A 25,485-nucleotide genomic window follows, 5' to 3' on the forward strand; every position below is an offset into this window, starting at 1 on the left:
AGGGTGGCGCTGCCAACCTCAATTACCCTTCTTGTGCTTACACACCAATTTCATTCAATATTTTCGGAATAATAGCTTCCAGTTGCTTCTTCCATTTCCCGGGGGTAATACCCATCGCGTTCAGTTTGTTTGTATTCATGACCGAATAACGTGGCCTTGCGGCCGGAGTAGGATACTCTTCAGTAGTAATCGAAGACAAAATCGGAACCCGGGGATATAGGCCAGACGCATTCGCCGTGGTGAATATCTTTTGGGCAAACTGATACCAGCTCACGCTTTCATCGCCACTATAATGATATAAACCCGGCTCAAAATCAGATGCCGCAAGCATTTTGAGAATTGCCTGAGCCAGATCACCCGCATAGGTTGGACAACCGTACTGATCACCGACAATACTTAAGGCATCGCGTTGAGCACCAAGGCGAAGCATTGTTTTAACGAAATTATTACCGTACTCGCTGAATACCCAAGAAGTACGGATCACAATCCCTTTTGGCGATTTTAAGGCTTCAAGTTCACCTGCTCGCTTAGTCGTCCCATAGACACTTTGTGGGTCGCAACTGTCTGATTCACTGTAGGCGATTTCACTTTCGCCATTGAACACATAATCCGTTGAAACATGGATGAATGGAATATTGAGCCTGCTTGCCTCCGCTGTCAGATTTTTAACAGCCTCACAGTTAATTGCATAGGCGGTATCGTAATCTGATTCCGCTTTATCTACGGCAGTGTAAGCTGCGGCATTTACAATGGCATCTGGCTTGAAACTATCAATAACTTTTTCGACTGCCTGAAGATCAGTGATATCAAGTTGCTTTCTGTCAGTAGCTAATATTTCCAGTGAATCGCCGGCGCGATCACTAAAGCAACGCCCCAGTTGCCCTTCTGCTCCCGTCAACAAAATCCTCATTTGAAAAGCTCTCCGAACAATTTACCTTTAGCATCTTTTTCAGAAAGTAATGGGGTTTCCACAGGCCACTGAATCCCAATTTCCCGATCGTTCCAGATGAGGCATCCTTCATTTTTCGGATCATAATAATCAGTACATTTGTACTCAAAATCTGCGAATTCTGAAATCACAACGAACCCATGAGCAAGGCCAGGTGGTACCCATAGTTGATTCTTATTACTTTCTGAAAGATGGACCCCCACCCACTTTCCGAAGGTAGCGGACTCAGGACGAATATCTACCACGACATCAAATACTTCACCACGCACTACGCGTACGAGTTTACCCTGCGGTTTTGACGTCTGGAAGTGCAGGCCACGAAGGACATTTCGCGAAGAACGTGAATGATTGTCCTGAACAAAATCCAGATCAATTTCCAACATTTCCCGGTAGCGATCCTGCTGAAAAGTTTCCAGGAAAAATCCGCGTTCATCACCAAAAACTTTAGGTTCTACCAATTTCACGCCAATAACTTCTGTATCAGTCACTTTCATTTTATTGCTCACTCGTTATCCAATTATCAGGCGAAACTTAACTTTCTTGTATAAGCACCTGTCGCTTTAGTTCGTGGAAATTGAAATTTTGAAGGAAGCTATCCTTGCTCAATTTTCTAAAAATCCTACCACAAATGACTATCATGGCTCACTCAGAATCTGGCTAAATGATCCGTTTATGTGCTAACTGCATCTTTACTATACTTCACCCCAAACTGGCAGGCTTTTGAGAGATTCAAGATGGCTCCGTACGTTATTCCCCTACAAAATTGACTGATGAGCAAATTGGACAATTCCTACAAGAACTTCTACCGCCCCGTAATATGATAAGTCACAAGTTCTGACCGTTGCTGTTGGGATAGTCATGGTCTGCTTAACAGAGCATTTTTCAATCATAATTCTGATGGATTATATCTAATCAAAGTATGAAGAAATATTTAGCTCAAAAACGCTAGAATAACCTGATTATAGCTGCGCTTACCCTGACTCTGCGCTAGGCTATGTTGTTCTTCGCAACCTAAAGCGAAATAGCTTATTTTTTGAGCATATCAAAAGCTAACACTTCATAAATGAGTACGTATACATGAAAATTTTGATCACCGGTGGTGCCGGTTTCATCGGTTCAGCAGTAGTTCGTCACGTTATTGATAATACGCAGGATAATGTATTGGTGGTCGATAGTCTTACCTATGCAGGTAATCTTGAATCGCTCCTTTCCGTTTCGGATAACAGCCGTTATGAGTTTGCTCAGGTAAATATCTGTGACCGGTCAGCCCTCGATGATGTTTTTGCAAGTTTTCAACCTGATGCTGTTATGCATCTCGCCGCTGAAAGCCATGTAGATCGTTCAATTGATGGGCCGGCAGCTTTTATCGAAACTAACATCGTGGGTACTTACGTTCTTCTTGAGGCAGCTCGTCATTTCTGGAGCTCATTGTCTGAAGAGAAAAAATCAGCGTTCCGCTTCCATCATATTTCAACGGATGAAGTGTATGGTGATTTGCACGGTACAACGGATCTTTTCACAGAAACGACACCCTATGCACCAAGCAGCCCCTACTCTGCGTCAAAAGCCTCAAGCGATCACCTTGTTCGTGCATGGCAGCGCACTTACGGCTTCCCGACTATTGTGACAAACTGTTCAAACAATTACGGTCCTTATCACTTCCCGGAAAAGCTCATTCCACTCATCATCCTTAATGCCCTCTCGGGTAAAGCCCTGCCGGTATATGGTGATGGTGCACAGGTACGCGACTGGTTGTTTGTAGAAGATCATGCACGCGCACTTTACAAAGTGGTTACCGAGGGGTTGGTAGGCGAGACCTACAACATTGGTGGTCACAACGAACGCAAAAATATTGATGTCGTTAAGACAATCTGTGGATTACTTGATGAACTGATCTCAGATAAACCTGCAGGTATCTCCCATTTTTCTGAGCTGATCACCTTTGTGAAAGATCGCCCTGGCCACGATATGCGCTACGCCATTGATGCAACTAAGATTGATAAAGAATTAGGCTGGAAGCCGCAGGAAACCTTCGAGAGTGGCATACGCAAAACTGTCGAATGGTATCTGAACAATGAAAACTGGTGGCGACGTGTTCAGGATGGTTCCTATGCTGGTGAACGTTTGGGCCTGACTGACTAATATTTAAGGAGAAAAATCAAGTGAAAGGTATTGTTTTAGCCGGTGGCTCAGGCACACGCCTGTACCCTTTGACGCGTGGTGTCTCGAAACAACTGCTGCCAATTTATGATAAACCGATGATTTATTATCCAATATCTGTGCTTATGCTTGCAGGTATTAATGAAATATTGGTCATTTCTACCCCTGAAGATATGCCGTCTTTCAAGCGTTTACTGGGTGATGGTTCGCAGTTCGGTATTAAACTGGAATATGCCGTGCAACCTTCTCCCGACGGTCTTGCTCAGGCATTTATCATCGGTGAAGAATTTATTAACGGTGAGCGTTGCGCACTGGTTCTCGGCGACAATATCTATTTTGGTCAAAGCTTTGGCAAACAACTCGAAGCCGTTGCCAAAAGAGAGACTGGCGCTACTGTCTTCGGTTATCAGGTACAAGACCCAGAGCGCTTTGGCGTGGTTGAATTTGATAAGGATTTCAAGGCACTTTCCATTGAGGAAAAACCATTAAAACCAAAATCTCATTGGGCAGTAACCGGGCTTTATTTCTATGACAACAACATTGTAGAAATGGCCAAACAAGTTAAACCATCTCATCGTGGTGAACTTGAGATAACCACATTAAACGAAATGTATCTCGAGAAGGGGCAACTGCAAGTCGAACTTCTTGGACGTGGCTTTGCCTGGCTGGATACCGGTACGCATGACAGCCTGATAGAAGCTTCGCAGTTCGTTCATACTATTGAAAAACGCCAGGGGTTCAAAGTAGCCTGTTTGGAAGAAATTGCGTTCCGTAAAGGATGGTTGAGCAGAGAACGTGTTGCTGAACAAGCTGCTTTAATGAGTAAAACAGCTTATGGCGCCTATCTAACTCAACTTCTTGAAGAATAGCCGTAAGTGGAATTCGGGCTGGTTTTGATACGGCCTGAATTATTTTCAAAATATCATTTCTGATAAGCTGAGATATAAAAAAAGCACCGACAATCGGTGCTTTTTTTTGGCTCGTAAAAGAGCAATTACTCTTCAGCAAACTCTTTCAGCCACGCCTTAAACGCTTCACCCTGTGAGTTATGGCGAATACCATACTCTACGAAGGCTTTCATATAACCGAGTTTGTCGCCACAGTCATGTGAACGGCCGGTCATGGAGAAGGCTTCCACGGTTTGCTTTTTCATCAGCATCGCGATGGCATCGGTCAGCTGGATTTCGTTACCGGCACCGTATGGCGTCACTGCCAGCAGCGGCCAGATGGCTTCGGAAAGCACATAACGGCCGACAACCGCGAGGTTTGATGGCGCATCTTTAAGCTCTGGTTTCTCAACGATAGCCGTCATTGGCGCGCTTTCGCCCGGCTCAACTTCTACACCGTTACAGTTAACGATACCGTATTTAGAAACGTCTTTCTCCGGCACTTCTTCAACCATGACCTGGCTGTTGCCAGTTTCCTGGAAGCGGCGAAGCATCGCAGCAAGGTTGTCTTTACGCAGATCGCTGGTGGAATCGTCCATCAGAACGTCAGGCAGAATAACCGCAAATGGCGAATTGCCGATCAGAGGTTTTGCACACAAAACGGCGTGACCAAGACCTTTTGACTGACCCTGACGCACGTTCATGATCGTCACGCCCTTCGGGCAGATAGACTGCACTTCTTCCAGCAACTGACGCTTAACGCGGGACTCCAGCATGCTTTCCAGTTCGAATGACGTGTCGAAGTGGTTTTCGATCGCATTTTTAGAAGAATGCGTGACCAGAATGATCTCTTTGATGCCCGCTGCAGCACATTCATTAACGATGTACTGGATTAAAGGCTTATCGACGATCGGCAGCATTTCTTTTGGAATGGCCTTCGTCGCTGGCAACATACGTGTGCCCAGACCGGCAACAGGGATAACAGCTTTTAACATTGTAAAGGATACTCCTTGAAACCTATTAGTGTGTAAATCCAGTCAGTTAGAATTCAAACATGTCAGGGAATTCACCGGACTGAAATTGTAAATACAAATTATTTCCCGCAACGCTATTTCTTCCCTGAGTATAGTCCCTGCCATTTACTTTAGGGAGGCCATACTGCTGACTTTAGGACTCCAGCACGATTCTCTGTATTTGATTACGATACCAGTAAGCCGCACGAAACGGTAAGGTAAAGACCTAATTTTAGGAATGTTAAACCTATTCGGTGATTTTATAATCATAAATTGCTGCTTTCGAAAACATCAGTGTCTGCCCATTGAGCGTTGCCCCGGATCTCCCCTGCTCTGTCGAACGGTTTTGCCTAGCCCACTGTTTTAGATTTGAAATTTCATGCCCTGACGCCCATTATTCAACGTGTGGCAAACGCCGCGTAACTAAAGGTGGAAAACGCTATATGGAATGGATCGCCGATCCGTCGATTTGGGCCGGGCTGGCTACCCTGGTAATTCTTGAAATTGTTCTGGGGATAGACAATCTCATCTTTATTGCCATTCTGGCGGAGAAACTTCCGCGCAGCCAGCGTGATAAAGCCCGCGTCACAGGGCTGATGCTGGCGCTCGTTATGCGTTTGCTGCTCCTTGCTTCAATCTCATGGTTATCGACACTCACCCGCCCGCTCATTACGGTGCTGGGTCACCCGTTCAGCGCGCGTGACATGATTATGCTCGTCGGCGGCATATTCCTGTTGTTCAAGGCAACGATGGAGTTGAATGAACGCCTTGAGGGTAAGGATGAGGAGCAAAGCCAGCAACAACGCGGGGCAAAGTTCTGGCCCGTTGTCGCTCAGATTGTGGTGCTGGATGCGGTATTTTCCCTCGACTCGGTGATTACCGCTGTCGGTATGGTTGACCATCTGGCCGTCATGATGGCTGCTGTATGTATTGCAATCGGGCTGATGCTGCTGGCGAGTAAGCCACTGACCCGTTTCGTCAATGCGCACCCGACTATTGTTATCTTGTGTCTGAGTTTCCTGCTGATGATTGGGTTTAGCCTGGTAGCTGAAGGCTTTGGCTATGCGATCCCGAAAGGTTATCTTTATGCGGCCATCGGTTTCTCCGTCATTATCGAAGGCCTGAATCAGCTGGCGCAGTTCAACCGCAAACGCTTTTTGTCATCACGTCGCTCTCTGCGTGAGCGTACTGCAGAAACCGTTTTACGTGTTCTTCGTGGTAAACATGAGGAAGCCGAACTTGATACGCATTCCTCAAATATGATTGCTGACAGTGCTTGCGAAGAGGATGCCATCTTCAATCAGCAGGAACGCCATATGATTGAGCGCGTTCTGGGCCTCGGGCAGCGTACCGTCAGCAGCGTGATGACTTCCCGCCACGACGTCGATAATCTTGAACTCAATGACCCGGTTGAGCTGCTGAAGCAGCAAATAGCGGAAAACCAGCACACGCGTATTCTGGTGACAGAAGACAACTCTACCGATGAACCGCTGGGCGTCGTGCATGTTGTCGACTTGCTGAAACAACAACTCCTGCAAAATGAGTTAGATCTTAAGGCACTGATCCGCCAGCCGCTGATTTTCCCGGAGCAGCTTTCCCTGCTGATGGCGCTTGAGCAGTTCCGCCTGGCCAAAACTCACTTTGCATTTGTCGTCGATGAGTTCGGTTCAGTTGAAGGCATTGTGACCCTGACTGACGTGATGGAAACGATCGCCGGTAATTTGCCTGAGTCTGATGAAACGCCGGATGCGCGCCACGATATTTCGCAACAGGAAGACGGCACATGGATTGCCAACGGTTATATGCCGCTGGAAGATCTGGTGATGTACATCGCCCTGCCGGTTGATGAAAAACGCGAATATCACACGCTGGCAGGATTACTGATGGAACATACGCAGAGCATCCCGCAGGTCGGTGCGCAAATCCACATCGATAACTATCTGTTTGAACCACTTGAGGTCAGCAGTCATCGTATTCTCAAAGTGAAAATTACGCCGCTCAAAACCGACATGGATGATGATTACGAAGTGTAATCCTCCGTTCAGATGGACATTAAAAAGAAAACGGGACGCTGATGAGGCGTCCCATTTTTACTGAGTCGTACAAATTGAGGTACAGAAAGATTATTTATTTAATAACTTCTGCACATCGTCTTTTTCTTTGCTGTCTTTGCGTTTATCCACCCAGTTCTGAATGGCGCTACGGGCACTCTGTTCCACTGTCCGGCGCAGGATCTGATCAACCTGAAGCTGATAACCCAGTTGCGCCCACGGCCCGTAAACTCGCAGCGGGATATCCGTGGTTTTCAGGGTGTTGATCAAATTGCTGTCGCCTTTCCAGCCACCGGTCACGCGGATCAACAGATTCATATCTACTTTTTCGCCGGCGAGATCAACAGAGCCATCACCTTTTGCGTAAACCATTGGTGACTGGCCTTCCAGATCGTTCAGTTTCAGGGTGCCGTTTTTCAGCTGCCCCTGCGCTTTCAGTGTATCAATCTGGCTGTAATGCTCGTATTTATCCAGCCCCTGAACGCTGCTGGTATTACGGCTGATTGCCTGCTGGATAAGCTGCTGAATATTAAGTCCGTTCAGATGCGCATTGGTCATAGCAAGTTCAGCATTGCCCTGCCAGTTACGCGCAAAGTCTTCTGCCGAAAGCCCTTTTCCGCTCACGTCACCTTTCATAGAGAAGTTGCCCGTCAGGGCTTTTGGCAATCCGTAAGCAGTCAGCAGATCAGCCAGCTCAATATTATTCACATCCGGCGTCATGTGAACCTGAATGCTTTTGCCGGTCACATCCATATCACCCGGCAGGGAAAAACTTCCCGACCCAAGATTGCCACTGAACGTCGGCAGCGCAACCTTACCCAACCGGTTATTGGCATTCAGTGCCAGATTTTGGATCTTCATCCCGCGATAGGTTAAATCCGCTACTTTCAGTGCCAGATTCGCATTGAAAGTCCGCAAAATGCTCAGGCCGTTCGGCTGCTCATCGACATCACGTGCAATGACCGGCGCGGAGGTGATTGATTGGGTGCTCTGCGCCGTCTGCTCAGCAGTTTTAGGCTGCCAGCCGGAAAGCGCATCCAGATCGAGTTTGTCAGCGTTTAAATTGAGCTGATAATTACCGATATCGCCACCCATCGTGGCAGAAGCAGTCCCTGAAATCTGATTATCATTCGCCGTTAACGCCAGCTGGGTGAGTTCCAGTGAATCATTATCGCGCTGATAACTGGCCTGCATCGAACCATTACCCTGAACACCTTTCACAGGGATGTCAGCGCCACTCAGCTGATAAGTGAATTTACTGATCTTAGCCGAAAAAGCCTGCGGATAATGCTGCATATCCACGTCTGCATTCATGGTGAATGTAAGGTCGCGCTGATTGCGGTTTATGCGGCTTGAAAGCTGAATGGTGGCCTGACGGTTGTCGTTTTTATCAATTTCCATATTGATATCACGAACGTTTATCTGATCATCATCGCCGCGCTGCCAGATAAGCAGACTGTCAGCAATGCTGATTTTATCGATATCAAACTTCCAGCCAGCTTCAAGTTCAGAAGCTCCGGGAGCGACCGGCGTTGGCATTGACGGCGCAACAGGTGCATCGGGCTGATTCTCTTCAGTTTCAGGCGTCAGACGTATTACTGCGTTTTTCAACAGTACCTGTTTCACCGCCAGCTGATGAGAAATAAGAGGCCAGAGTTTAACGTCCAGCCGCATGTTTTCAGCACTGACAACCGGCTCTTTAGCACCCGCCGCAGTAAGCGACGTCTGACCGGCAATAATGCTCAGCTGTGGCCAGACATGCCAGCGCAGCGATCCGTTGATGGCCAGCTGATATCCGCTTTTCACCTCGACCCGTTCCACCATGTACTGGCGGAAATCATTCGGGTTGATCAGAAACACCAGCGAAGTCATGCCGGCAATGATAACCACCAGTAAAATCACCAGTGTTGTCAGTAGTCTTCTCATGCCTTCCTCACGTTTTTATCCGTTATGCGGATAAAAAACTGAATCAGTCTTCATCAATACGACTGGCAATTGCGCTTTGCTGGTCGCGGTATTTCGCATCCTGACGGCTGTTATAAGGACGCGCAGCAGAACCGGATAACGGTTCAAAGCTCAGCGCACCAATCAGCATTCCCGGTCGAAGCGCCAGCGGGAGCTTACCTGAATTATAGAACTCGAGAACAATCCGCCCTTTCCAGCCCGGATCAATACGATGTGCGGTTACGTGTACCATCAGCCCGAGACGCGCCAGTGAAGAGCGCCCGTCCAGCCAGCCGACCAGATCGTCAGGAATGGTGACCGACTCATAAGTAACCGCCAGCGCCAGTTCGCCAGGATGCAGGAAGAATGCTTCGCCTTCCGGCAAAACAATTTCATCGCTCATCACTTTATCCAACGCGGCGCTGACTTCGTCTTTCGGGCCACTCAGGTCGATATAACCCGCGTTATGGCCGAGGAAAACGCGGAAGCCGTTACCCAGACGCACATCTACGGTCGCACCGTTAATTCGTTCAACCGGCGGACGGGGTGAAATGCCTAATTTGCCGCTGTCGAGCCAGGCTTCTATATCTCGGTCGCAAAGTCTCATCGTATCTCCGGTAGGTTTTCTGCAAATGGTTCCGCGATTAATTGAAGAACTGGCTGATTTTCGCCTTGAGAATATCAATCGCAATGCGGTTTTTGCCGCCGCGCGGCACAATGATGTCTGCGTATTGTTTTGAGGGTTCGATAAATTGCAGGAACATCGGGCGTACGGTCTTCTGATATTGCGCCATCACGGAATCCATAGAGCGGCCACGTTCGTTGACGTCACGTTTCATGCGGCGCATCAGACAGATATCCAGCGGGGTATCGACGAAGATGGAGAAATTCATTTCGTCACGCAAACGCGCATCGGTCAGGAGAAGGATCCCTTCCAGAATGATCACTTTCTTCGGTTTTAGTGTCAGCGTCTCAGGCAGACGAGTGTGCTCAATGAAGCTGTAGCTCGGCAATTCAATCGCCTGACCAGACTTCATGGCTTGTAAATGCTGAAACAGTAAATTGTGGTCCATCGCACTTGGATGGTCGTAGTTGGTTTTGACCCGCTCTTCCATGGTCATGTGGCTTTGGTCTTTATAGTAGCAATCTTCCGGGATAACCCCGATGTGCTCATCACCAACCTGATCACGAAGTTCACGGTATAACGTACTGGCGATGAGGCTTTTTCCCGAAGCAGATGCGCCAGCGATACCCACGATGACACACTGATGGAATTTGTCAGACATAAAATTAAAGACCTGATTTGGAAGTTGGAAGGCAAGCACAGACGTGTGCTTTGAACGCGCCAATTATAAGTACAAGACACTGCCTGATGCCAGCGTTAAGGCTGTGTAATCGCTGACATCCGGCAATAATTCACTGAGTTGGGGGATTAAACCGCTCTGAAAGCAATTTCAGTCGGGATAGCGTCACCTCTCCAGAACAATTGCGACGCAATTTTTGCCGCCAGTTCGCGGTAAATTGCAGTGAATTCACTTTCAGGATTAGAGACGACTGTCGGCTCGCCACGATCTAAATCTTCGCGCAGTGAAATATGCAGCGGTAATTGCGCCAGTAATTCACAGCGATATTTCTCAGCCAGACGCTGCGCGCCACCGGTGCCGAAAATCGGTTCGTGATGTCCGCAGTTGCTGCACACGTGCATACTCATGTTCTCGACGATGCCCAGAACCGGCACATGCACTTTCTCAAACATGACGATGCCTTTCATGGCATCCAGCAGCGCGATGTCCTGCGGCGTCGTCACCACCACCGCGCCTGTGACCGGAATATTTTGCGACAGCGTCAGCTGAATATCACCGGTGCCCGGCGGCAGGTCGATCACCAGATAATCGAGATCAGGCCACAGCGTATCGGAAAGCATCTGCATCAGCGCTTTACTGGCCATCGGGCCGCGCCACACCATGGCGTTTTCGTCGGTAACCAGATAACCAATGGAATTGGTCGCCAGTCCGTGCGCCATAATCGGCGACATATGCACACCATCCGGTGATGTCGGACGCTCTTCTTCCGTACCCAGCATATTCGGGACTGACGGACCGTAAATATCGGCATCCAGAATACCGACTTTCCCGCCCTCAGCGGCCAGCGCCAGCGCCAGATTCACGGCAGTCGTCGATTTACCGACCCCGCCCTTACCCGAGCTGACAGCAAGAATATTGCGCACACCTTTAATACCCGGCTGATCGTTAGCGCGTTTCATGGTGGCGATATCGTGACGCAGGTTCCACTGTATAGCCGTAGCGCCGGTGACCCGCAGCAATTCTCCGCTGGTTTCATCTTTCAGCACATCGAAACCGCTGTTCCAGGCAAACGGCAGCGTCAGGTCAATATGTAAAACACCGTCCATCAGCACGCAGTGATGCAATGCTTTTATCGCGGGTAAATCTTTTTGTAATGTGGAATGGCGGAAGGTGGCCAGTACGCCGGTCACTAGTGCGCGCAGCCCTGCGGGTGTGGTCTGCTGTGGGGATTGAGATGTCATCCCGGCTCCTTGAAAACTGGTTATCAGACTATTTATCTACCCATAAGCATAACAGAACACACGTAAGGAGATCCCCCCGTTTGTTTACGCGGGGCGGCGCTTTCGGTTAACATCAATGCCCCTGATTTCAACTACAGAAAGCAAGCTCTTACTATGGCTCAAGTCGCGAAAAAAATTTTGGTAACCTGTGCACTTCCGTACGCCAACGGATCCATCCATCTCGGTCACATGCTCGAGCACATCCAGGCTGACGTCTGGGTCCGTTACCAGCGAATGCGCGGCAATGAAGTGCATTTCATCTGTGCGGACGATGCGCACGGCACGCCGATCATGCTGAAAGCGCAGCAGCTCGGTATCAAGCCGGAAGAGATGATTGCCGAAATGAGCCAGGAGCATCAGAAAGATTTCGCCGGCTTCGGTATCAGCTACGACAACTATCACTCCACGCACAGCGACGAAAACCGTGAGCTGTCCGGGCTGATTTATGGTCGCCTGAAAGAAAACGGCTTCATCAAGAACCGCACCATTTCTCAGTTGTACGATCCGGAGAAAGGCATGTTCCTGCCTGACCGTTTCGTCAAAGGCACCTGCCCGAAATGTAAATCGCCAGATCAGTACGGCGATAACTGTGAAGTGTGTGGCGCAACCTACAGCCCGACTGAACTGATCGACCCGAAATCTGTGGTTTCCGGTGCGACGCCGGTGCTGCGTGATTCCGAGCACTACTTCTTTGATTTGCCGGAATTCAGCGCGATGTTGCAGGCCTGGACCCGTTCCGGTGCGCTGCAGGAACAAGTAGCGAACAAAATGCAGGAGTGGTTCGAACACGGTCTGCAACAGTGGGATATCTCCCGCGATGCACCGTACTTCGGTTTTGAAATTCCTGATGCGCCGGGCAAATATTTCTACGTCTGGCTGGACGCGCCAATCGGCTACATGGGTTCTTTCAAAAACCTGTGCGACCGTCGCAGCGACCTGAATTTTGACGAGTTCTGGAAAAAGGATTCGACTACCGAGCTGTATCACTTCATCGGTAAAGACATCGTTTATTTCCACAGCCTGTTCTGGCCGGCGATGCTGGAAGGCAGCGGTTTCCGCAAGCCAACCAACCTGTTCGTGCACGGTTATGTCACCGTGAATGGCGCGAAGATGTCCAAATCGCGCGGCACGTTCATCAAGGCCAGCACCTATCTGAATCATCTGGATGCGGACTGCCTGCGTTATTACTACACCGCAAAACTGTCTTCACGCATCGACGATATCGACCTGAATCTGGAAGATTTCGTGCAGCGCGTTAACGCAGACATCGTGAACAAAGTGGTTAACCTGGCGTCACGCAATGCCGGTTTCATTGCTAAACGTTTTGACGGCAAACTGGCTGACAAACTGGCCGATGAAGCGCTGTACAAAAACTTCACCGATGCCGCTGAAAGCATCGCTCAGGCGTATGACAGCCGTGAATCAGGCCGTGCAATCCGTGAAATCATGGCGCTGGCTGACCTGGCCAACCGCTATGTCGATGAGCAGGCACCGTGGGTAGTCGCAAAACAGGAAGGCCGCGACGCTGACCTGCAAGCCATCTGCTCAATGGGCATCAATCTGTTCCGCGTGCTGATGACTTACCTGAAGCCGGTTCTTCCTTCACTGTCAGAGCGCACAGAAGCCTTCCTGAATACCACACTGGACTGGGACGCTATTACCCAGCCGCTGCTGTCGCATCAGCTGAATCCGTTCAAAGCGCTGTTTAACCGTATTGAGCTGGATAAAGTGACTGCGATGGTTGATGCGTCGAAAGAAGACATTGCGGCTGCGAAAGCACCGGCAACAGGTCCGCTGGCGGATGATCCGATTCAGGAAACCATCACTTTTGATGATTTCGCCAAAGTGGATATGCGTATCGCGCTGATCAAAAGCGCTGATTTCGTGGAAGGTTCAGACAAACTGCTGCGTCTGCAACTGGATCTGGGCGGCGAAACCCGTCAGATTTTCTCCGGTATCCGTTCTGCGTATCCTGATCCGAAAGCACTGGAAGGCCGTCTGACCATCATGGTCGCCAACCTTGCACCGCGTAAAATGCGCTTCGGCATCTCTGAAGGAATGGTGATGGCGGCGGGCCCTGGCGGAAAAGACATCTTCCTGCTCAGCCCGGATTCCGGCGCACAGCCTGGTATGCAGGTGAAGTAAGAGAGTTTCTGAGTGACGAAAAAGCCCGATGAATTCATCGGGCTTTTTATGATTTTGTAAACCCGTATCCCCCCAAATACCCTATAGATTTCGGGTGCCAGGAAGGCGGCAAGTGAGAAAGTCCCCGGGAGCTTACATCAGTAAGTGACCGGGGCGCACGAACGCAGCCAACGCATCTGGCGCACGAAAGATGACGGGTATTTTATTTTGGCCAGTTTGGCCATATGGCTTTCGGATACTCCCTGTCGATATCCGATTTCGCCAGCCCGATATCCTTCAACTGATCTGCACTCAGTGAATGCAAAATCTTGCGGCTTACGCGGCGCTCATTCCAGCCATGTACCACTGCAAACAACTGTTTTAGCCAACTGCCCTTTCTCACCGGCATCTGTACTGCACGTTCATGCACCGCGATATCTGCACAAACCCTTGTCTCACAACCGGCAAACTGCCGTTCTTCAATGATATTTTTCATATTCTGCTCCCGTTGACGACCTGACATCAGGATCTAACAACGGGCAAAAACATTACAGATTCAGTTTTTTTGTATTTCAACCATACAGATCTGGATCTGATGACAGATTCAGCGTTAGATTGTGTTCATCTGTACTGCTTTCTTTGCGCAGGCGTTGAGGAAAAGATAATGAATCGTTACGAAAATCTGGCAAATGTCCTGAGTGATCGCATTGAACAGGGGCTGTATCCGGCGGGTATCCGTCTGCCTTCAGTGCGGGTGTTAAGCAGTGAACATGGCGTCAGCGTCAGTACAGTTCAGCAGGCGTATCGCGTGCTGGAAGAAAAACAGCTGGTGGAAGCCCGCCCGAAATCGGGTTACTTCGTCAAGGATGCCCGCATTCAGGCTGCTCTTCCTGCGGTATGCCGCCCGACGCAACGTCCGGTGGATATTTCCCAGTGGGATCAGGTACTGGAGCTGATCACTTCCCCGCATCGTCCCGGTGTGATTCAGTTAGGCCGCGGCTCTCCGGATGTCACTGCCGCCACGCTCAAACCTCTCAGCCGTCTGATGGGGCGCGCCGGACAGCATCAGAATCTGAGCGCGTTTCATTACGACAGTATTTATGGCTCCGAAGACTTACGTGAACAGATCGCCCGTCTGATGATTGACAGCGGCAGCCATATGGATGCCAGCAACATCCTGATCACCACCGGTTGTCATGAAGCCCTGTCTATCGCCATCCGTTCAGTATGTGAACACGGCGATATCGTGGCGGTGGACTCCCCGAGTTTTCACGGCGCAATGCAGACTCTGAAAGGCTTTGGCATGAAAGCGCTGGAAATCCCTACCGATCCGGTTACCGGAATCAGTCTGGAAGCACTGGAGATGGCGCTGGAGCAGTGGCCGATTAAAGCCATACAGCTGACGCCCAACTGTAATAATCCGCTCGGTTACAACATGCCGGATGACCGTAAAAAAAGCCTGTTGCGTCTGGCGCAACGCTACGATATCGCGATTATTGAAGACGATGTTTACGGTGAACTGGCCTATCAGTATCCGCGCCCGGCGACCATTACCTCGTTTGATGAAGATGGCCGCGTGCTGCTGTGCAGTTCGTTTTCCAAAACGCTGGCGCCCGGTTTGCGCGTCGGCTGGATTGCGCCGGGCCGTTATCATGACCGCGCCCTGCACATGAAATACATCACCACCGGCGCATCAGCCACGTTGCCGCAAATCGCCATCGCGGATTTCATCAAACAGGGGCATTATCTGCAACACATGCGCCGCATGCGTAATCAGTACCAGCGCAATCTGTGCACCATGACCGACTGGGTGATGAAATATTTCCCATGTGGCACGCGTGTCAGCCGTCCGCAGGGAGGATTTCTGTTGTGGATCGAACTCGACGAACGCGTGGATACGCAGCGGCTGAACCGGCTGCTGGAAGAACATTTAGTGCAAATCGCCATCGGTTCGATATTCTCTGCCTCAGGGAAATATCGCAATTGTCTGCGCATCAACTATGCCCAGACGCTGACGGCGAAAACTGAGCGCGCCGTTCAGCAGGTTGGCCTGACCATTTCACAGATGCTGGAAAACTGCTAAACGCCATCCGGAGAGATTTTTACCGTGCAGATAGAACCGTTACCGCCACTCAACACGCTGGTGGCTTTTGAATGCGTGGCGCGTTATTGCAGTTTTTCAAGGGCAGCGGACGAGCTGAATCTCACCCAAAGCGCCATCAGCCGGCAGATTATCCAGCTGGAAGAAATGCTGGGTTGTAAGCTTTTCCAGCGTGCCCAGCGGAAAACCACGCTGACACCGCGCGGGGAAACCTATGCCCAGCAGGTGCGAAAGCTGCTGGGGGATATTTCACAATCCACCGCTGAGGTGATGGGCTGGAACGGTTTACCGCAGGTCACGCTGGCCTGCACCAGCGCCATGAGTGGTCTGTGGCTTTCATCCCGTCTCTCGTCTTTGCGCCAGCTTCTGCCGGACCTGCAAATCCGCATGAAGATTTCCGACAGCTTTTCTGATCTCAAGTCATCAGAATTCGATCTGGCTATCTTCTATCTGCGCGAGCCGCCGCCCGGTTATCACGTACAGGCGTTGTTCGATGAAGTGTGCTATCCGATGTGTTCACCGGAATTTCTCAAACGCCTGCCGCCTGATGCCAGCGCCGCCGATTTACTCGAACAAACCTTGCTTATACAGGATGACCCGCAGCGCGAATGGACCGGCTGGCGCGACTGGTTTGCCTCACAGGAGGTGAGTTTCGTGACGCCGCGCAGAACCTGGCGCGCCAATAACTATCCGTTTCTGGTGCAGTCAGCGGTGCTCGGAGATGGAATTTTGCTGGGCTGGGAAGGACTGGTGCAGGATTACGTTAACAGTGGTCAGCTGGTTGCGGCGCATCCCGGCAAACTGGCTGCTGCCGGAAAATGCTACATGCTGACGCCTCAGGACAGGTTCCTGAAACCTGTGGTGCATAAAGTGATTAACTGGCTAAAACAGCCTTAAGCGAATAAATTTGCCAGACCAGATATCCGGTCTGGCGAAGAATATTCAGCAGGATTGACGAGACCACGATCACAGTGTTTTATAAAAAATAATAATAATCCGACATCATAATAAAATATTATGAATTGACATCAGCCGGCGGGATTTTATTTTTCTCCAGATATCTGCGTTTTCTCGCAGAATTCATACCAATTAATGTAAACAACAGCCAGCATGACTGTGAAATACAGGATGCAAGGTTAAAATCATGGCTTAACGAATACAGGCCAAACACACCGCCGATTATATTAAGATAGGCGTAACTGTTAGCATCAACCGCTAGCCTGCGCATCTGAACCAGCGCATAAGCCAGAAGGTAGCAAAACACGCCAATTAAGCCGACAACCGTATGCAGTTCCACGGGTCCCTTTCCTTTCCTCATAGTGATTAGCTGGAAAAATAAAGCTTTTCAGGGTGTTCTGCCGCGCATTTTTCGCATACCCTCATGATAAATTCTCATGCAAGTTCAACAGGGGGTTTTGATATAAATCATCAAGGCAATCCATTGCGCCAATTAGACACACCCGGGGTATTTCGCCTGCACCTATAAAATTCCAGCACGTACTATGGAGATAATTAATGAAAGATAATAATTCCCCTTTGACGAAATTAATGCAGGATGCACAACTTAGCCGTCGCGGCTTTATTACCAGCGCTTCCGCTGTGGGTATTACCAGTGCCTTAGGTTTTTCACCGTTCTCTGCTTTTGCGGCGGAACCGAAAAAAGGCGGCGTATTAAAACTGGGTATGTCAGGGGGAAATACCAGCGATACGCTCGACCCGACATTATTCAGCGACTGGGTGCCCTTAAATCAGGCATATATGCTGATGAACGGTCTAGTGGAAATTGATGAAAATAACAAAGCCACGCCGGAACTGTTGTCCGCCTGGGAAGCCAAACCGGGTGCCGCCGAATGGGTGTTTGCCGTTCGCGATGGCGTGACTTTCCATAACGGCAAAAAACTCGATGCCGATGACATTCTCTACTCCATCAACCTGCATCGCGGCGACAAATCAAAAAGTGCCATCAAAAGCCAGCTGGCACCGATTACCGGCCTGACTAAACAGGGCAATAACCAGATCCTCATTACCCTCGACAGCGGTAACGCCGACCTGCCGTATCTGCTGGCGGATTACCATCTGGTCGTGGTTCCGGACGGCTTCACCGACTGGTCGCACCCGATTGGTACCGGCGGTTATGTCTTTGACCAGTACGAACCGGGCGTGCGTTCGCTGTTCAAGCGCAACCCGAACTACTGGAAACCGGATCGCGCCTTTGTCGATGCCGTAGAAGTGCTGGTCATCAACGACCCGACTGCACGTACCAACGCCCTGATTTCTGGTCAGGTTCACGCGATTAACCGCGTCGATTTTAAAACTGTCGATTTCCTCAAACGCAGCCCGGCGCTCAACATTGTGCGTTCTTCCGGCGGCCAGCACTTCACCTTCCTGATGGATTGCAGCGTCGCACCGTACAACAACAACGACGTGCGCATGGCGATTAAACACGGTATCGACCGTCAGAAGATCCTCGACACGGTACTGCGTGGCTACGGTTCGCTGGGTAACGATCATCCGATCCCGAAAACCGACCGCTTCTTCAACCACAGTCTGGAACAGCGCGTTTACGATCCGGATAAATCACAGTTCTATCTGAAAAAGGCCGGTCTGACGGATCTCAAGATCGAGCTGTCTTCCTCTGACGCCGCCTTTGCCGGTGCGCTCGATGCTGCCGCCCTGTTCCAGGGACAGGCGCAGAAAGGCGGCATTCAGGTCAACATCAAGCGCCAGCCTGCCGACAGCTACTGGGACGATGTGTGGATGAAAGCGCCGTTCAGCATGGGTTACTGGGGCGGACGTCCGACGGCTGATCAGATGTTCTCCACCGCTTATCAGTCCACCGCCAAATGGAACGACACGCACTGGAAAGATGAGAAATTTGATGCCCTGCTGTTGCAGGCCCGTTCACTGCTTGATGAAGGCAAACGTGCGGAAATCTATGGCGAACTGCAAAGTATTGTGCGCGATAACGGCGGCGCGATGATCCCGCTGTTTGGCGATTATCTCGACGCCGCCAGTAAAAAAGTCGGCGGTATCAAGCCGCACCCGATGTTCAACTTTATGGGTGGTCGTCTGGCAGAGCGCGTCTGGCTGGAGGCATGATGAAAAAACGGATTTTACAGCGGGTTCTGTTGGGCATTATCACGCTGTGGCTGGTTTCTGTGCTGATTTTTATCGGCACGGAAATGCTGCCCGGTGATGTCGCCACGGCCATTTTAGGTCAGAGTGCCACGCCTGAAACCGTTGCCGCGTTGCGCCTGCAACTGGGGCTGGATGAACCGTCGGTGCTGCGCTACCTGCACTGGCTGGCGGGTATTATGCACGGCGACTTAGGGCATTCACTGGCGAACGGGCGCGCCATCAGTGACGAACTGCTGCCGCGTCTGGCTAACACCTTGTTCCTCGCCGGATACGCGGCAGTGATCGCCATTCCGCTGGCGGTAGGTCTGGGTATCGCGTCGGCAATATGGCGCGGTTCTGTTTTTGACCGGCTGGCAAATACGCTGACGCTTATCAGCATTTCGGTGCCGGAGTTCTTCGTCGGTTACATTCTGGTGATTGCTTTTGCCATCCGCCTGACGTGGTTCCCCAGTCTGGCGATGGTCGACAGCAGTTCGTCGTTTATTGACCGTCTTTACGTCTGCACCCTGCCGATGCTCACCCTGACGCTGGTGGTACTGGCGCACATGCTGCGCATGACGCGTGCCTCGGTGACGGCAGTCATGTCCAGCCCGTATATCGAAAGCGCCGTGCTAAAGGGCATTCCCCGCTGGCGCATTGTGGTTTCTCACGCCCTGCCAAACGCCCTTGCCCCCATCATCAACGTGGTGGCATTTAACCTCGCATATCTGGTGGTCGGTGTGATCCTGGTGGAAGTGGTGTTTGTCTATCCGGGCATCGGGCAATACATGGTGGACGCGGTAACCAAGCGCGATCTGCCGGTGGTTCAGGCCTGCGGTCTGCTGTTTGGCGGCACCTATATTTTCCTCAACACCACCGCCGACTTACTGGCGATCTGGTGCAATCCACGCCTGCGCCATGCGCGCTAAAAGAGGGAACTCATGAACCGATATTTCATTAACATCCCGCTCTCGGCCTGGATTGGTATTGTGATTATTGCGGTGAACCTGCTGGCGGCTATTTTTGCGCCATGGCTCGCTCCGCACAGCGAAACCGAACAGGTCGGCGATATCTGGCTGCTGCCTTCCGCCGCCACGCCGTTCGGTACTGACAGTCTCGGGCGCGACATGCTTTCCCGCATTCTGTTCGGTGCGCGCACCACCATTGCTATCGCGCTGACCATCACTTTCAGTTCATTTATCATCGGCATCGTCACCGGCTTTACGGCGGCGATTTACGGTAAATGGGTCGATGTGGTGCTCTCACGCATCGTTGATACCGTGATGTCGATTCCGGTGCTGATTTTCGCGCTGATCGTGCTGTCCGTTATGGGTACGTCCATTCCGGTGCTGGTACTGACCATCGCCCTGCTCGATGCCACACGCGTGTTTCGTCTGGCAAGGCTGGTAGCGCAGGCAATTGTCTGTCAGGAATACGTCGAAGCGGCCCGTCTGCGAGGTGAAGGCTTACGCTGGGTGCTGTTCAAAGAAATTCTGCCCAACGCCCTGCCACCGCTGCTGGCAGAGTTTGGTATGCGTTTCTGCTTTACCTTCCTGTTTATCGCTGGCTTAAGCTTCTTAGGTCTGGGCATTCAGCCGCCTTATGCCGACTGGGGCAGCATGGTGCGCGACAATGCGCAGGCGATAAACTTTGGTCAGTTCGCGCCGTTGTATCCGGCGGCGGCGATTGCCCTGCTGACGATTGGCGTCAATCTGGTGGTCGACTGGCTGCTGGCGCGTAACAGCCTGCCGCATGGAGATGAAGCATGACACGCACGATTTTAGAAATGCGCGGGCTGCGCATCGACACCCTCGACGGATCACCGCTGGTGCAGGATATTTCCCTGAAGCTGTCGGCGGGTGAAGTGCTCGGCCTGATTGGCGAATCCGGTGCGGGCAAATCCACTATTGGTCTGGCAGCGTTAGGCTATGCGCGACAGGGCTGCCGGATTGCCGGTGGCGAAGTCTTTTTGGATGGCACTGACATTGTTTCTCAGCCTTCCAGCGTAAAGCGTGAATGGCGCGGCAGGCGCGTGGCATATGTGGCACAAAGCGCAGCCGCCTCGTTTAACCCGGCGCTGACCATCGAAAAACAGGTCTGCGAAGGCCCCATTCGCCACGGTCTGATGAACAAAGAAGAGAGTCGTCAGTGGGCGATTTCACTGTTCCGCTCGCTGGATTTGCCGGATCCGGAAAACATCGGTAAACGCTATCCGCATCAGCTTTCCGGCGGACAGCTCCAGCGCGCAATGGCTGCAATGGCGATGTCCTGTAAACCCGATTTGCTGATCATGGATGAGCCAACCACCGCGCTGGACGTCACCACGCAGATTGAAGTGCTGGTGATGCTGCGCAAACTGGTGCGCGAATTCAACACCGCCGCGCTGTATATCACCCACGATCTGGCCGTTGTCGCCCAGCTTGCCGACCGGATTATGGTGCTGCGTCACGGCAAAGAAGTGGAAACCGGCGACACGCAAACCATTCTGGAAAATCCGCAGCAGGAATATACCCGCAGGCTGGTTGCGGAGCGCGAACAGGCACTGACGCCGCTGGCAGAAGGCCATGAAACTGCCGGACAGCCGCTGCTGACGATGCGTAAACTGAGTACCGGCTACAATGGTAAACGCGTGGTAAACGATGTCAGCCTGCAACTGCCGCGCGGCAAAACGCTGGCGATTATCGGCGAATCCGGCAGCGGGAAAAGCACGCTGGCACGGGCGCTGGTCGGATTGCTGCCCGACACTGAAGGCACGGTGGATTTCGACGGCGTGTCGCTTTCGCACAATTTTCACCAGCGCAATAAAGAAACGCTGCGCCGTATGCAGATGATTTATCAGTTACCTGACGTGGCGCTCAATCCGCGCCAGACGCTGCTGGACATCATCGGACGCCCGCTGACCTTTTACTTTGGCATGAACAAAAAGCAGGTTCGCGAACGTGTAGAAGAATTACTGCGCCTGACTGAACTGCCGGTCAAACTGATCGACCGTCGTCCCGGTGAACTGTCCGGCGGGCAGAAGCAGCGCGTCTGTATCGCCCGCGCACTGGCTGCACAGCCGGAACTGATCATCTGCGATGAAGCCACCTCAGCGCTGGATCCGCTGGTGGCAGAAGAAGTGCTGAATCTGCTGCGCCGCTTACAGAAACAACTCGGTCTGTCGTATCTGTTTATCACCCATGATCTGGGCACGGTAAAACGTATCGCCCATCAGGTAGCGGTGATGTATCAGGGTCAGGTGGTCGCCAGCGGCGATACCGACGTGGTCTTCAGCGCGCCAATGCACAGCTATACCGAAAAACTGCTGACCTCCGTACCGGAGATGCGCACCAGCTGGCTGGACGAGGTTCTCGCCCTGCGTGGCACGGCGCTTCCTGCGGCAGCCATTCCTTCGACAGGAGTCTTATGAGCACCAAACGCATCGTGACCGAATTCCCTCACGCCGTCACCGTGACCGAACATCTGTGGATCCCGCTGAGCGACGGCACGCGTCTCGCCGCACGTTTATGGCTGCCGGATGACGCCGAGCGCCAGCCGGTGCCGGCTATTCTCGAATACATTCCCTACCGCAAACGCGACGGCACACGCACCCGCGATGAACCGATGCACGGCTTTTTCGCCGGAAATGGCTACGCAGTCGTACGTGTGGATATGCGCGGCAGCGGCGAATCCGACGGATTGCTGGCCGACGAATATCTGTTGCAGGAACAGGATGACGCACTGGAAGTCATTCAGTGGATCACCGGACAACCCTGGTGCAGCGGCAACGTCGGCATGATGGGGAAATCCTGGGGCGGATTTAACGGTTTGCAGGTTGCCGCCCGCCGACCCGCCGCGCTGAAAGCCATCATCACGGTTTGTTCAACGGATGACCGTTACCGCGACGATATTCATTACAAAGGCGGCTGCCTGCTCAATGATAACCTCTGGTGGGGCGGCATTATGCTGGCGTACCAGAGCCGCCCTTCCGATCCTGCGCTGGTCGGCGATAACTGGTACAAAGACTGGCTGAACCGTCTGGAAAACATGCCGTTCTTCCCGGCGCTGTGGATGGAACATCCGCTGCGCGATGCGTACTGGCAGCACGGTTCCGTGTGCGAAGACTGGTCTGCCATTCAGTGTCCGGTGATGGCGATCGGCGGCTGGGCAGACGCTTACAGCAATGCCGTATTCCGTCTGATGGATAATTTGCAGGTTCCGCGCCGCGCCATTCTCGGCCCGTGGGCACATATCTATCCGCAGGACGGCACGCCGGAACCGGCGATTGGCTTCTTACAGGAAGCCGTGCGCTGGTGGGATCACTGGCTGAAAGGCGCAGACAACGGCGCGATGGAAGGCCCGATGATCCAGACCTGGTTGCAGGACAGCCAGCCGCCATCGGCGATGCGTCCGGTCAGTCGTGGCGAATGGGTGGGGTTTGATCGCGGCACCGCCAGCAATATCAATCACAGCCCGCGCTGGCTGACACGCGGACAGCTCAATACCCAGCCCGACGCTGACGCGGGCGTAATCAATATCTGTTCGCCGCAGAATCACGGTCTGATGGCAGGTGAATGGATGGGCGCAGGCGTGCCCGGTGAAATGCCGCCGGACCAGCGTGTCGATGACGGCATGGCAGAAATCTTCGACGGCGAACCGCTGGCCGAACCGCTGACCATTTTCGGTTTCCCCGAATTTACCGTCGAACTGAGCAGCGATAAACCGGCGGCGATGCTGTACGTCCGGCTGTCAGACGTTGCGCCGGACGGCTCAGTACACCGCGTCACCCACGGCTGGCTGAACCTTTCCCATCTGCAAGGTCACGACAAATCTGTACCGCTGCTCCCCGGTCAGAAAGTCAAAGTACCGGTACAACTCGATGGTATCGCGCACCGTTTTGCTACCTGTCACCGGATGCGTATCTCGCTGGCGACCACCTTCTGGCCGATGATCTGGCCGATGGCAGAAGCGGCGACGCTGACGTTAGATTTGCACAGCGCGCAGCTCAGCCTGCCGGTGTGTGAGCAGCCGGTTTCAATTGCAGGTCCGATCAAAGAACCGCAAAGCGCGCCGCTGACGCCGCAAACCTTGCTGTCGCCGGGGCGCGTGGATCGCAACATCACTTACGATTTCCTCACCGACAGCTGGACCAGCGTGACCAACGGCGTGGGTGGCGTTTTCGGTGAAGGCGTTTACCGCTTCGATGATATCGACACGACGGTCGATCATAATCTGCGCCGGGAACTGACGGTCAGCAACAGCGATCCGCTTTCCGCCCGTTATCTGCTGACGCAGAGCATGAAAATGGGACGTGAAGGCTGGTGGATGGAAGCTGAAATCACCCTCGAACTGCGCAGCGACCTGACGCACTTTATCGTCAGCGGCGATATGGTGGTCAGCCTGAACGGCGAGGAAGAGTTCACCAAATACTGGCACGAGAGGATTGCGAGGTAAGGTTTTTTACTCCCGCAAACTGTGGTTTTACCTTGCTCCTCCACCTGCGAAGGGGGAGGTTGGGAGGGGGTTTTAAGGACTGACACCTCGTGTGAGAAAACTTCAACTTATTGATTTCGCTTTAATACCCCACCCCAACCCTCCCCTTCGCAGGGGAGGGAGCCGATCTTAGTTGTATTTAATTTCGGTGTAACGGCTCGGCCAGATGGTTTCGGCTTTTACGCCGATGGCTTCCGCTATCAACCTTTCACCTTTCGGCCATTTACGGATTAACGCATTCGAGAGCGTCGATGAGCTTAAACCAGCGCGGCGTGAAACCGCCGCCATCGTGGTGCCCTTCTTTTTTATTGCCGCAATAATGTCAGCCTGATGCCAGTCTTTGTTCATGCGGCAAGCTCCTCAGATGAGGAATACAGCGAGCAGCGCAGCATCTCGAACCGTTCCCACAAGATATACGCGATGATTTCTTTTATTTTTCGGTCATGCAGCGTCATTAGCGTGAAGTTCAGCGCCATGCACTGATCGCATAATTCATCAGGTTCAGAGTCGGCGTAATCAAATAAACCATCATCTTCCGGGATACCTAAATTCTTGCGATGTTCGGGAATCGGCTCCGATAGCGCCACTTCAAGAATTTCGAGCTGGTTGTGCAGCATCATGCACAGCTGATCCTGCGCGGCTCTATTTTGCGGATTCACCAGCGCATTTGCCAGCAAACGACAGCGATCGGTGAGCGTCCATGAATCGGGGGATGTTTCGTTGGTTCGTATTTCCATCACAAATTCTCCTTTAGGTAACAACAGCTACCACCGGAGTTCCTAAGCCCGCGGGTGGTAACTCAGACAAGGTTAGGAATCGGCCAAAGGTTACCGACCAGCCAAAAAGCTGCCCCGCCTGAGTCACCAGAACGTCATAATGCAGTATTGAAACTACTTTATAAAGTTGAGACTAAGCGCCGACACAATGAACGTGCCACCTTTGTGCACAGGTTCCTAAGCCTGACTGCGGATTTTGCCGCAGCGAGCAGACAATAACTGGATATCCACACATAGAAAATGGGCAAAATGCTGGGATGAGATACTGCTTCCAGAGAGTTTTTATGGTTTGCAGTGAGTTGCACGC

At 51.9% G+C, this 25,485-nt stretch carries 22 protein-coding genes; 11 read left to right on the plus strand and 11 right to left on the minus strand.

What is annotated here, in order from left to right; all coding sequences use genetic code 11:
- Positions 1–37: 37 nt before the first annotated feature.
- On the minus strand, positions 38–910 hold the full coding sequence (gene rfbD / locus ACM615_RS06260; RefSeq protein WP_431011651.1) for a dTDP-4-dehydrorhamnose reductase: 873 nt from the start codon (positions 908–910) through the stop codon (positions 38–40).
- Positions 907–1,443, minus strand: coding sequence for a dTDP-4-dehydrorhamnose 3,5-epimerase (rfbC, locus tag ACM615_RS06265; RefSeq protein ID WP_431011652.1), 537 nt, complete (start codon positions 1,441–1,443; stop codon positions 907–909). Before rfbC ends, rfbD begins: the two co-directional genes overlap by 4 nt.
- A 583-nt stretch (positions 1,444–2,026) precedes the next feature.
- Between rfbC and rfbB the strand changes: the two genes are divergently transcribed.
- Both rfbB and rfbA read left to right on the plus strand, forming a co-directional pair.
- Positions 2,027–3,091, plus strand: a complete 1,065-nt coding sequence (gene rfbB, locus ACM615_RS06270) for a dTDP-glucose 4,6-dehydratase (protein WP_431011653.1) — start codon at positions 2,027–2,029, stop codon at positions 3,089–3,091.
- A 20-nt stretch (positions 3,092–3,111) separates the two neighbouring features.
- Positions 3,112–3,978, plus strand: coding sequence for a glucose-1-phosphate thymidylyltransferase RfbA (gene rfbA / locus ACM615_RS06275; RefSeq protein ID WP_431011654.1), 867 nt, complete (start codon positions 3,112–3,114; stop codon positions 3,976–3,978).
- Positions 3,979–4,103: 125 nt separating this feature from the next.
- Here the strand turns inward: rfbA and galU are convergent, their stop codons facing one another.
- Positions 4,104–4,991, minus strand: a complete 888-nt coding sequence (gene galU, locus ACM615_RS06280; protein ID WP_112290982.1) for a UTP--glucose-1-phosphate uridylyltransferase GalU — start codon at positions 4,989–4,991, stop codon at positions 4,104–4,106.
- Positions 4,992–5,452: 461 nt separating this feature from the next.
- On the opposite strand from galU, the gene ACM615_RS06285 reads away from it, so the two are divergent.
- Positions 5,453–7,042, plus strand: a complete 1,590-nt coding sequence (locus ACM615_RS06285; RefSeq protein WP_431011655.1) for a TerC family protein — start codon at positions 5,453–5,455, stop codon at positions 7,040–7,042.
- Positions 7,043–7,132: 90 nt separating this feature from the next.
- Here the strand turns inward: ACM615_RS06285 and asmA are convergent, their stop codons facing one another.
- From asmA to apbC, 4 genes are all read right to left on the minus strand, one after another.
- On the minus strand, positions 7,133–8,986 hold the full coding sequence (gene asmA / locus ACM615_RS06290; protein ID WP_129638657.1) for an outer membrane assembly protein AsmA: 1,854 nt from the start codon (positions 8,984–8,986) through the stop codon (positions 7,133–7,135).
- A 43-nt stretch (positions 8,987–9,029) separates the two neighbouring features.
- Complete coding sequence (gene dcd / locus ACM615_RS06295; RefSeq protein ID WP_112290978.1) at positions 9,030–9,611, minus strand: dCTP deaminase; 582 nt, start codon at positions 9,609–9,611, stop codon at positions 9,030–9,032.
- Between the two features lie 37 nt (positions 9,612–9,648).
- Positions 9,649–10,290 (minus strand): uridine kinase, encoded by a 642-nt coding sequence (udk, locus tag ACM615_RS06300; protein WP_431011656.1) that lies wholly within the window; start codon positions 10,288–10,290, stop codon positions 9,649–9,651.
- A 146-nt stretch (positions 10,291–10,436) separates the two neighbouring features.
- Positions 10,437–11,549, minus strand: coding sequence for an iron-sulfur cluster carrier protein ApbC (gene apbC / locus ACM615_RS06305; RefSeq protein WP_120162691.1), 1,113 nt, complete (start codon positions 11,547–11,549; stop codon positions 10,437–10,439).
- 111 nt (positions 11,550–11,660) lie between these two features.
- Here apbC and metG point away from each other — a divergent pair, with 111 nt between their 5' ends.
- On the plus strand, positions 11,661–13,733 hold the full coding sequence (gene metG, locus ACM615_RS06310) for a methionine--tRNA ligase (protein ID WP_431011876.1): 2,073 nt from the start codon (positions 11,661–11,663) through the stop codon (positions 13,731–13,733).
- 202 nt (positions 13,734–13,935) lie between these two features.
- On the opposite strand, the gene ACM615_RS06315 is transcribed toward metG, so the two are convergent.
- On the minus strand, positions 13,936–14,208 hold the full coding sequence (locus ACM615_RS06315) for a DUF1127 domain-containing protein (RefSeq protein ID WP_132963890.1): 273 nt from the start codon (positions 14,206–14,208) through the stop codon (positions 13,936–13,938).
- Positions 14,209–14,376: 168 nt separating this feature from the next.
- Here ACM615_RS06315 and ACM615_RS06320 point away from each other — a divergent pair, with 168 nt between their 5' ends.
- Positions 14,377–15,795, plus strand: a complete 1,419-nt coding sequence (locus ACM615_RS06320) for a PLP-dependent aminotransferase family protein (protein ID WP_112291991.1) — start codon at positions 14,377–14,379, stop codon at positions 15,793–15,795.
- A 24-nt stretch (positions 15,796–15,819) separates the two neighbouring features.
- Positions 15,820–16,710, plus strand: coding sequence for a LysR substrate-binding domain-containing protein (locus ACM615_RS06325; protein ID WP_132963889.1), 891 nt, complete (start codon positions 15,820–15,822; stop codon positions 16,708–16,710).
- Positions 16,711–16,828: 118 nt separating this feature from the next.
- Here ACM615_RS06325 and ACM615_RS06330 read toward each other — a convergent pair whose 3' ends face one another.
- Positions 16,829–17,110 (minus strand): CBU_0592 family membrane protein, encoded by a 282-nt coding sequence (locus ACM615_RS06330; RefSeq protein ID WP_013575058.1) that lies wholly within the window; start codon positions 17,108–17,110, stop codon positions 16,829–16,831.
- Between the two features lie 218 nt (positions 17,111–17,328).
- Between ACM615_RS06330 and ACM615_RS06335 the strand changes: the two genes are divergently transcribed.
- From ACM615_RS06335 to ACM615_RS06355, 5 genes are read left to right on the plus strand one after another with little or no spacing between them, the layout of a single operon-like run.
- Positions 17,329–18,912: an ABC transporter substrate-binding protein gene (locus tag ACM615_RS06335; protein WP_431011657.1), complete on the plus strand. Its 1,584-nt coding sequence runs from the start codon at positions 17,329–17,331 to the stop codon at positions 18,910–18,912.
- The gene (locus ACM615_RS06340) at positions 18,912–19,859 is read left to right on the plus strand and encodes an ABC transporter permease (protein WP_431011658.1); all 948 of its coding nucleotides are present in this window, start codon (positions 18,912–18,914) and stop codon (positions 19,857–19,859) included. Before ACM615_RS06335 ends, ACM615_RS06340 begins: the two co-directional genes overlap by 1 nt.
- A gap of 12 nt (positions 19,860–19,871) precedes the next feature.
- A complete protein-coding gene (locus tag ACM615_RS06345) occupies positions 19,872–20,699 on the plus strand; it encodes an ABC transporter permease (protein ID WP_120162685.1) in 828 nt (275 codons plus the stop codon).
- Positions 20,696–22,339: an ABC transporter ATP-binding protein gene (locus ACM615_RS06350; RefSeq protein WP_431011659.1), complete on the plus strand. Its 1,644-nt coding sequence runs from the start codon at positions 20,696–20,698 to the stop codon at positions 22,337–22,339. Before ACM615_RS06345 ends, ACM615_RS06350 begins: the two co-directional genes overlap by 4 nt.
- Positions 22,336–24,363, plus strand: coding sequence for a CocE/NonD family hydrolase (locus tag ACM615_RS06355; protein WP_431011660.1), 2,028 nt, complete (start codon positions 22,336–22,338; stop codon positions 24,361–24,363). The genes ACM615_RS06350 and ACM615_RS06355 overlap by 4 nt, the downstream gene beginning before the upstream one ends.
- A gap of 168 nt (positions 24,364–24,531) precedes the next feature.
- On the opposite strand, the gene ACM615_RS06360 is transcribed toward ACM615_RS06355, so the two are convergent.
- Both ACM615_RS06360 and ACM615_RS06365 read right to left on the minus strand, forming a co-directional pair.
- Positions 24,532–24,750, minus strand: coding sequence for a helix-turn-helix domain-containing protein (locus tag ACM615_RS06360; RefSeq protein WP_120162682.1), 219 nt, complete (start codon positions 24,748–24,750; stop codon positions 24,532–24,534).
- Positions 24,747–25,139: a hypothetical protein gene (locus ACM615_RS06365; protein ID WP_431011661.1), complete on the minus strand. Its 393-nt coding sequence runs from the start codon at positions 25,137–25,139 to the stop codon at positions 24,747–24,749. Before ACM615_RS06365 ends, ACM615_RS06360 begins: the two co-directional genes overlap by 4 nt.
- Positions 25,140–25,485: the final 346 nt, after the last annotated feature.

Source organism: Rahnella sp. PAMC25617, from assembly GCF_050606005.1.
Classification (GTDB): Bacteria; Pseudomonadota; Gammaproteobacteria; order Enterobacterales; family Enterobacteriaceae; genus Rahnella; species Rahnella variigena.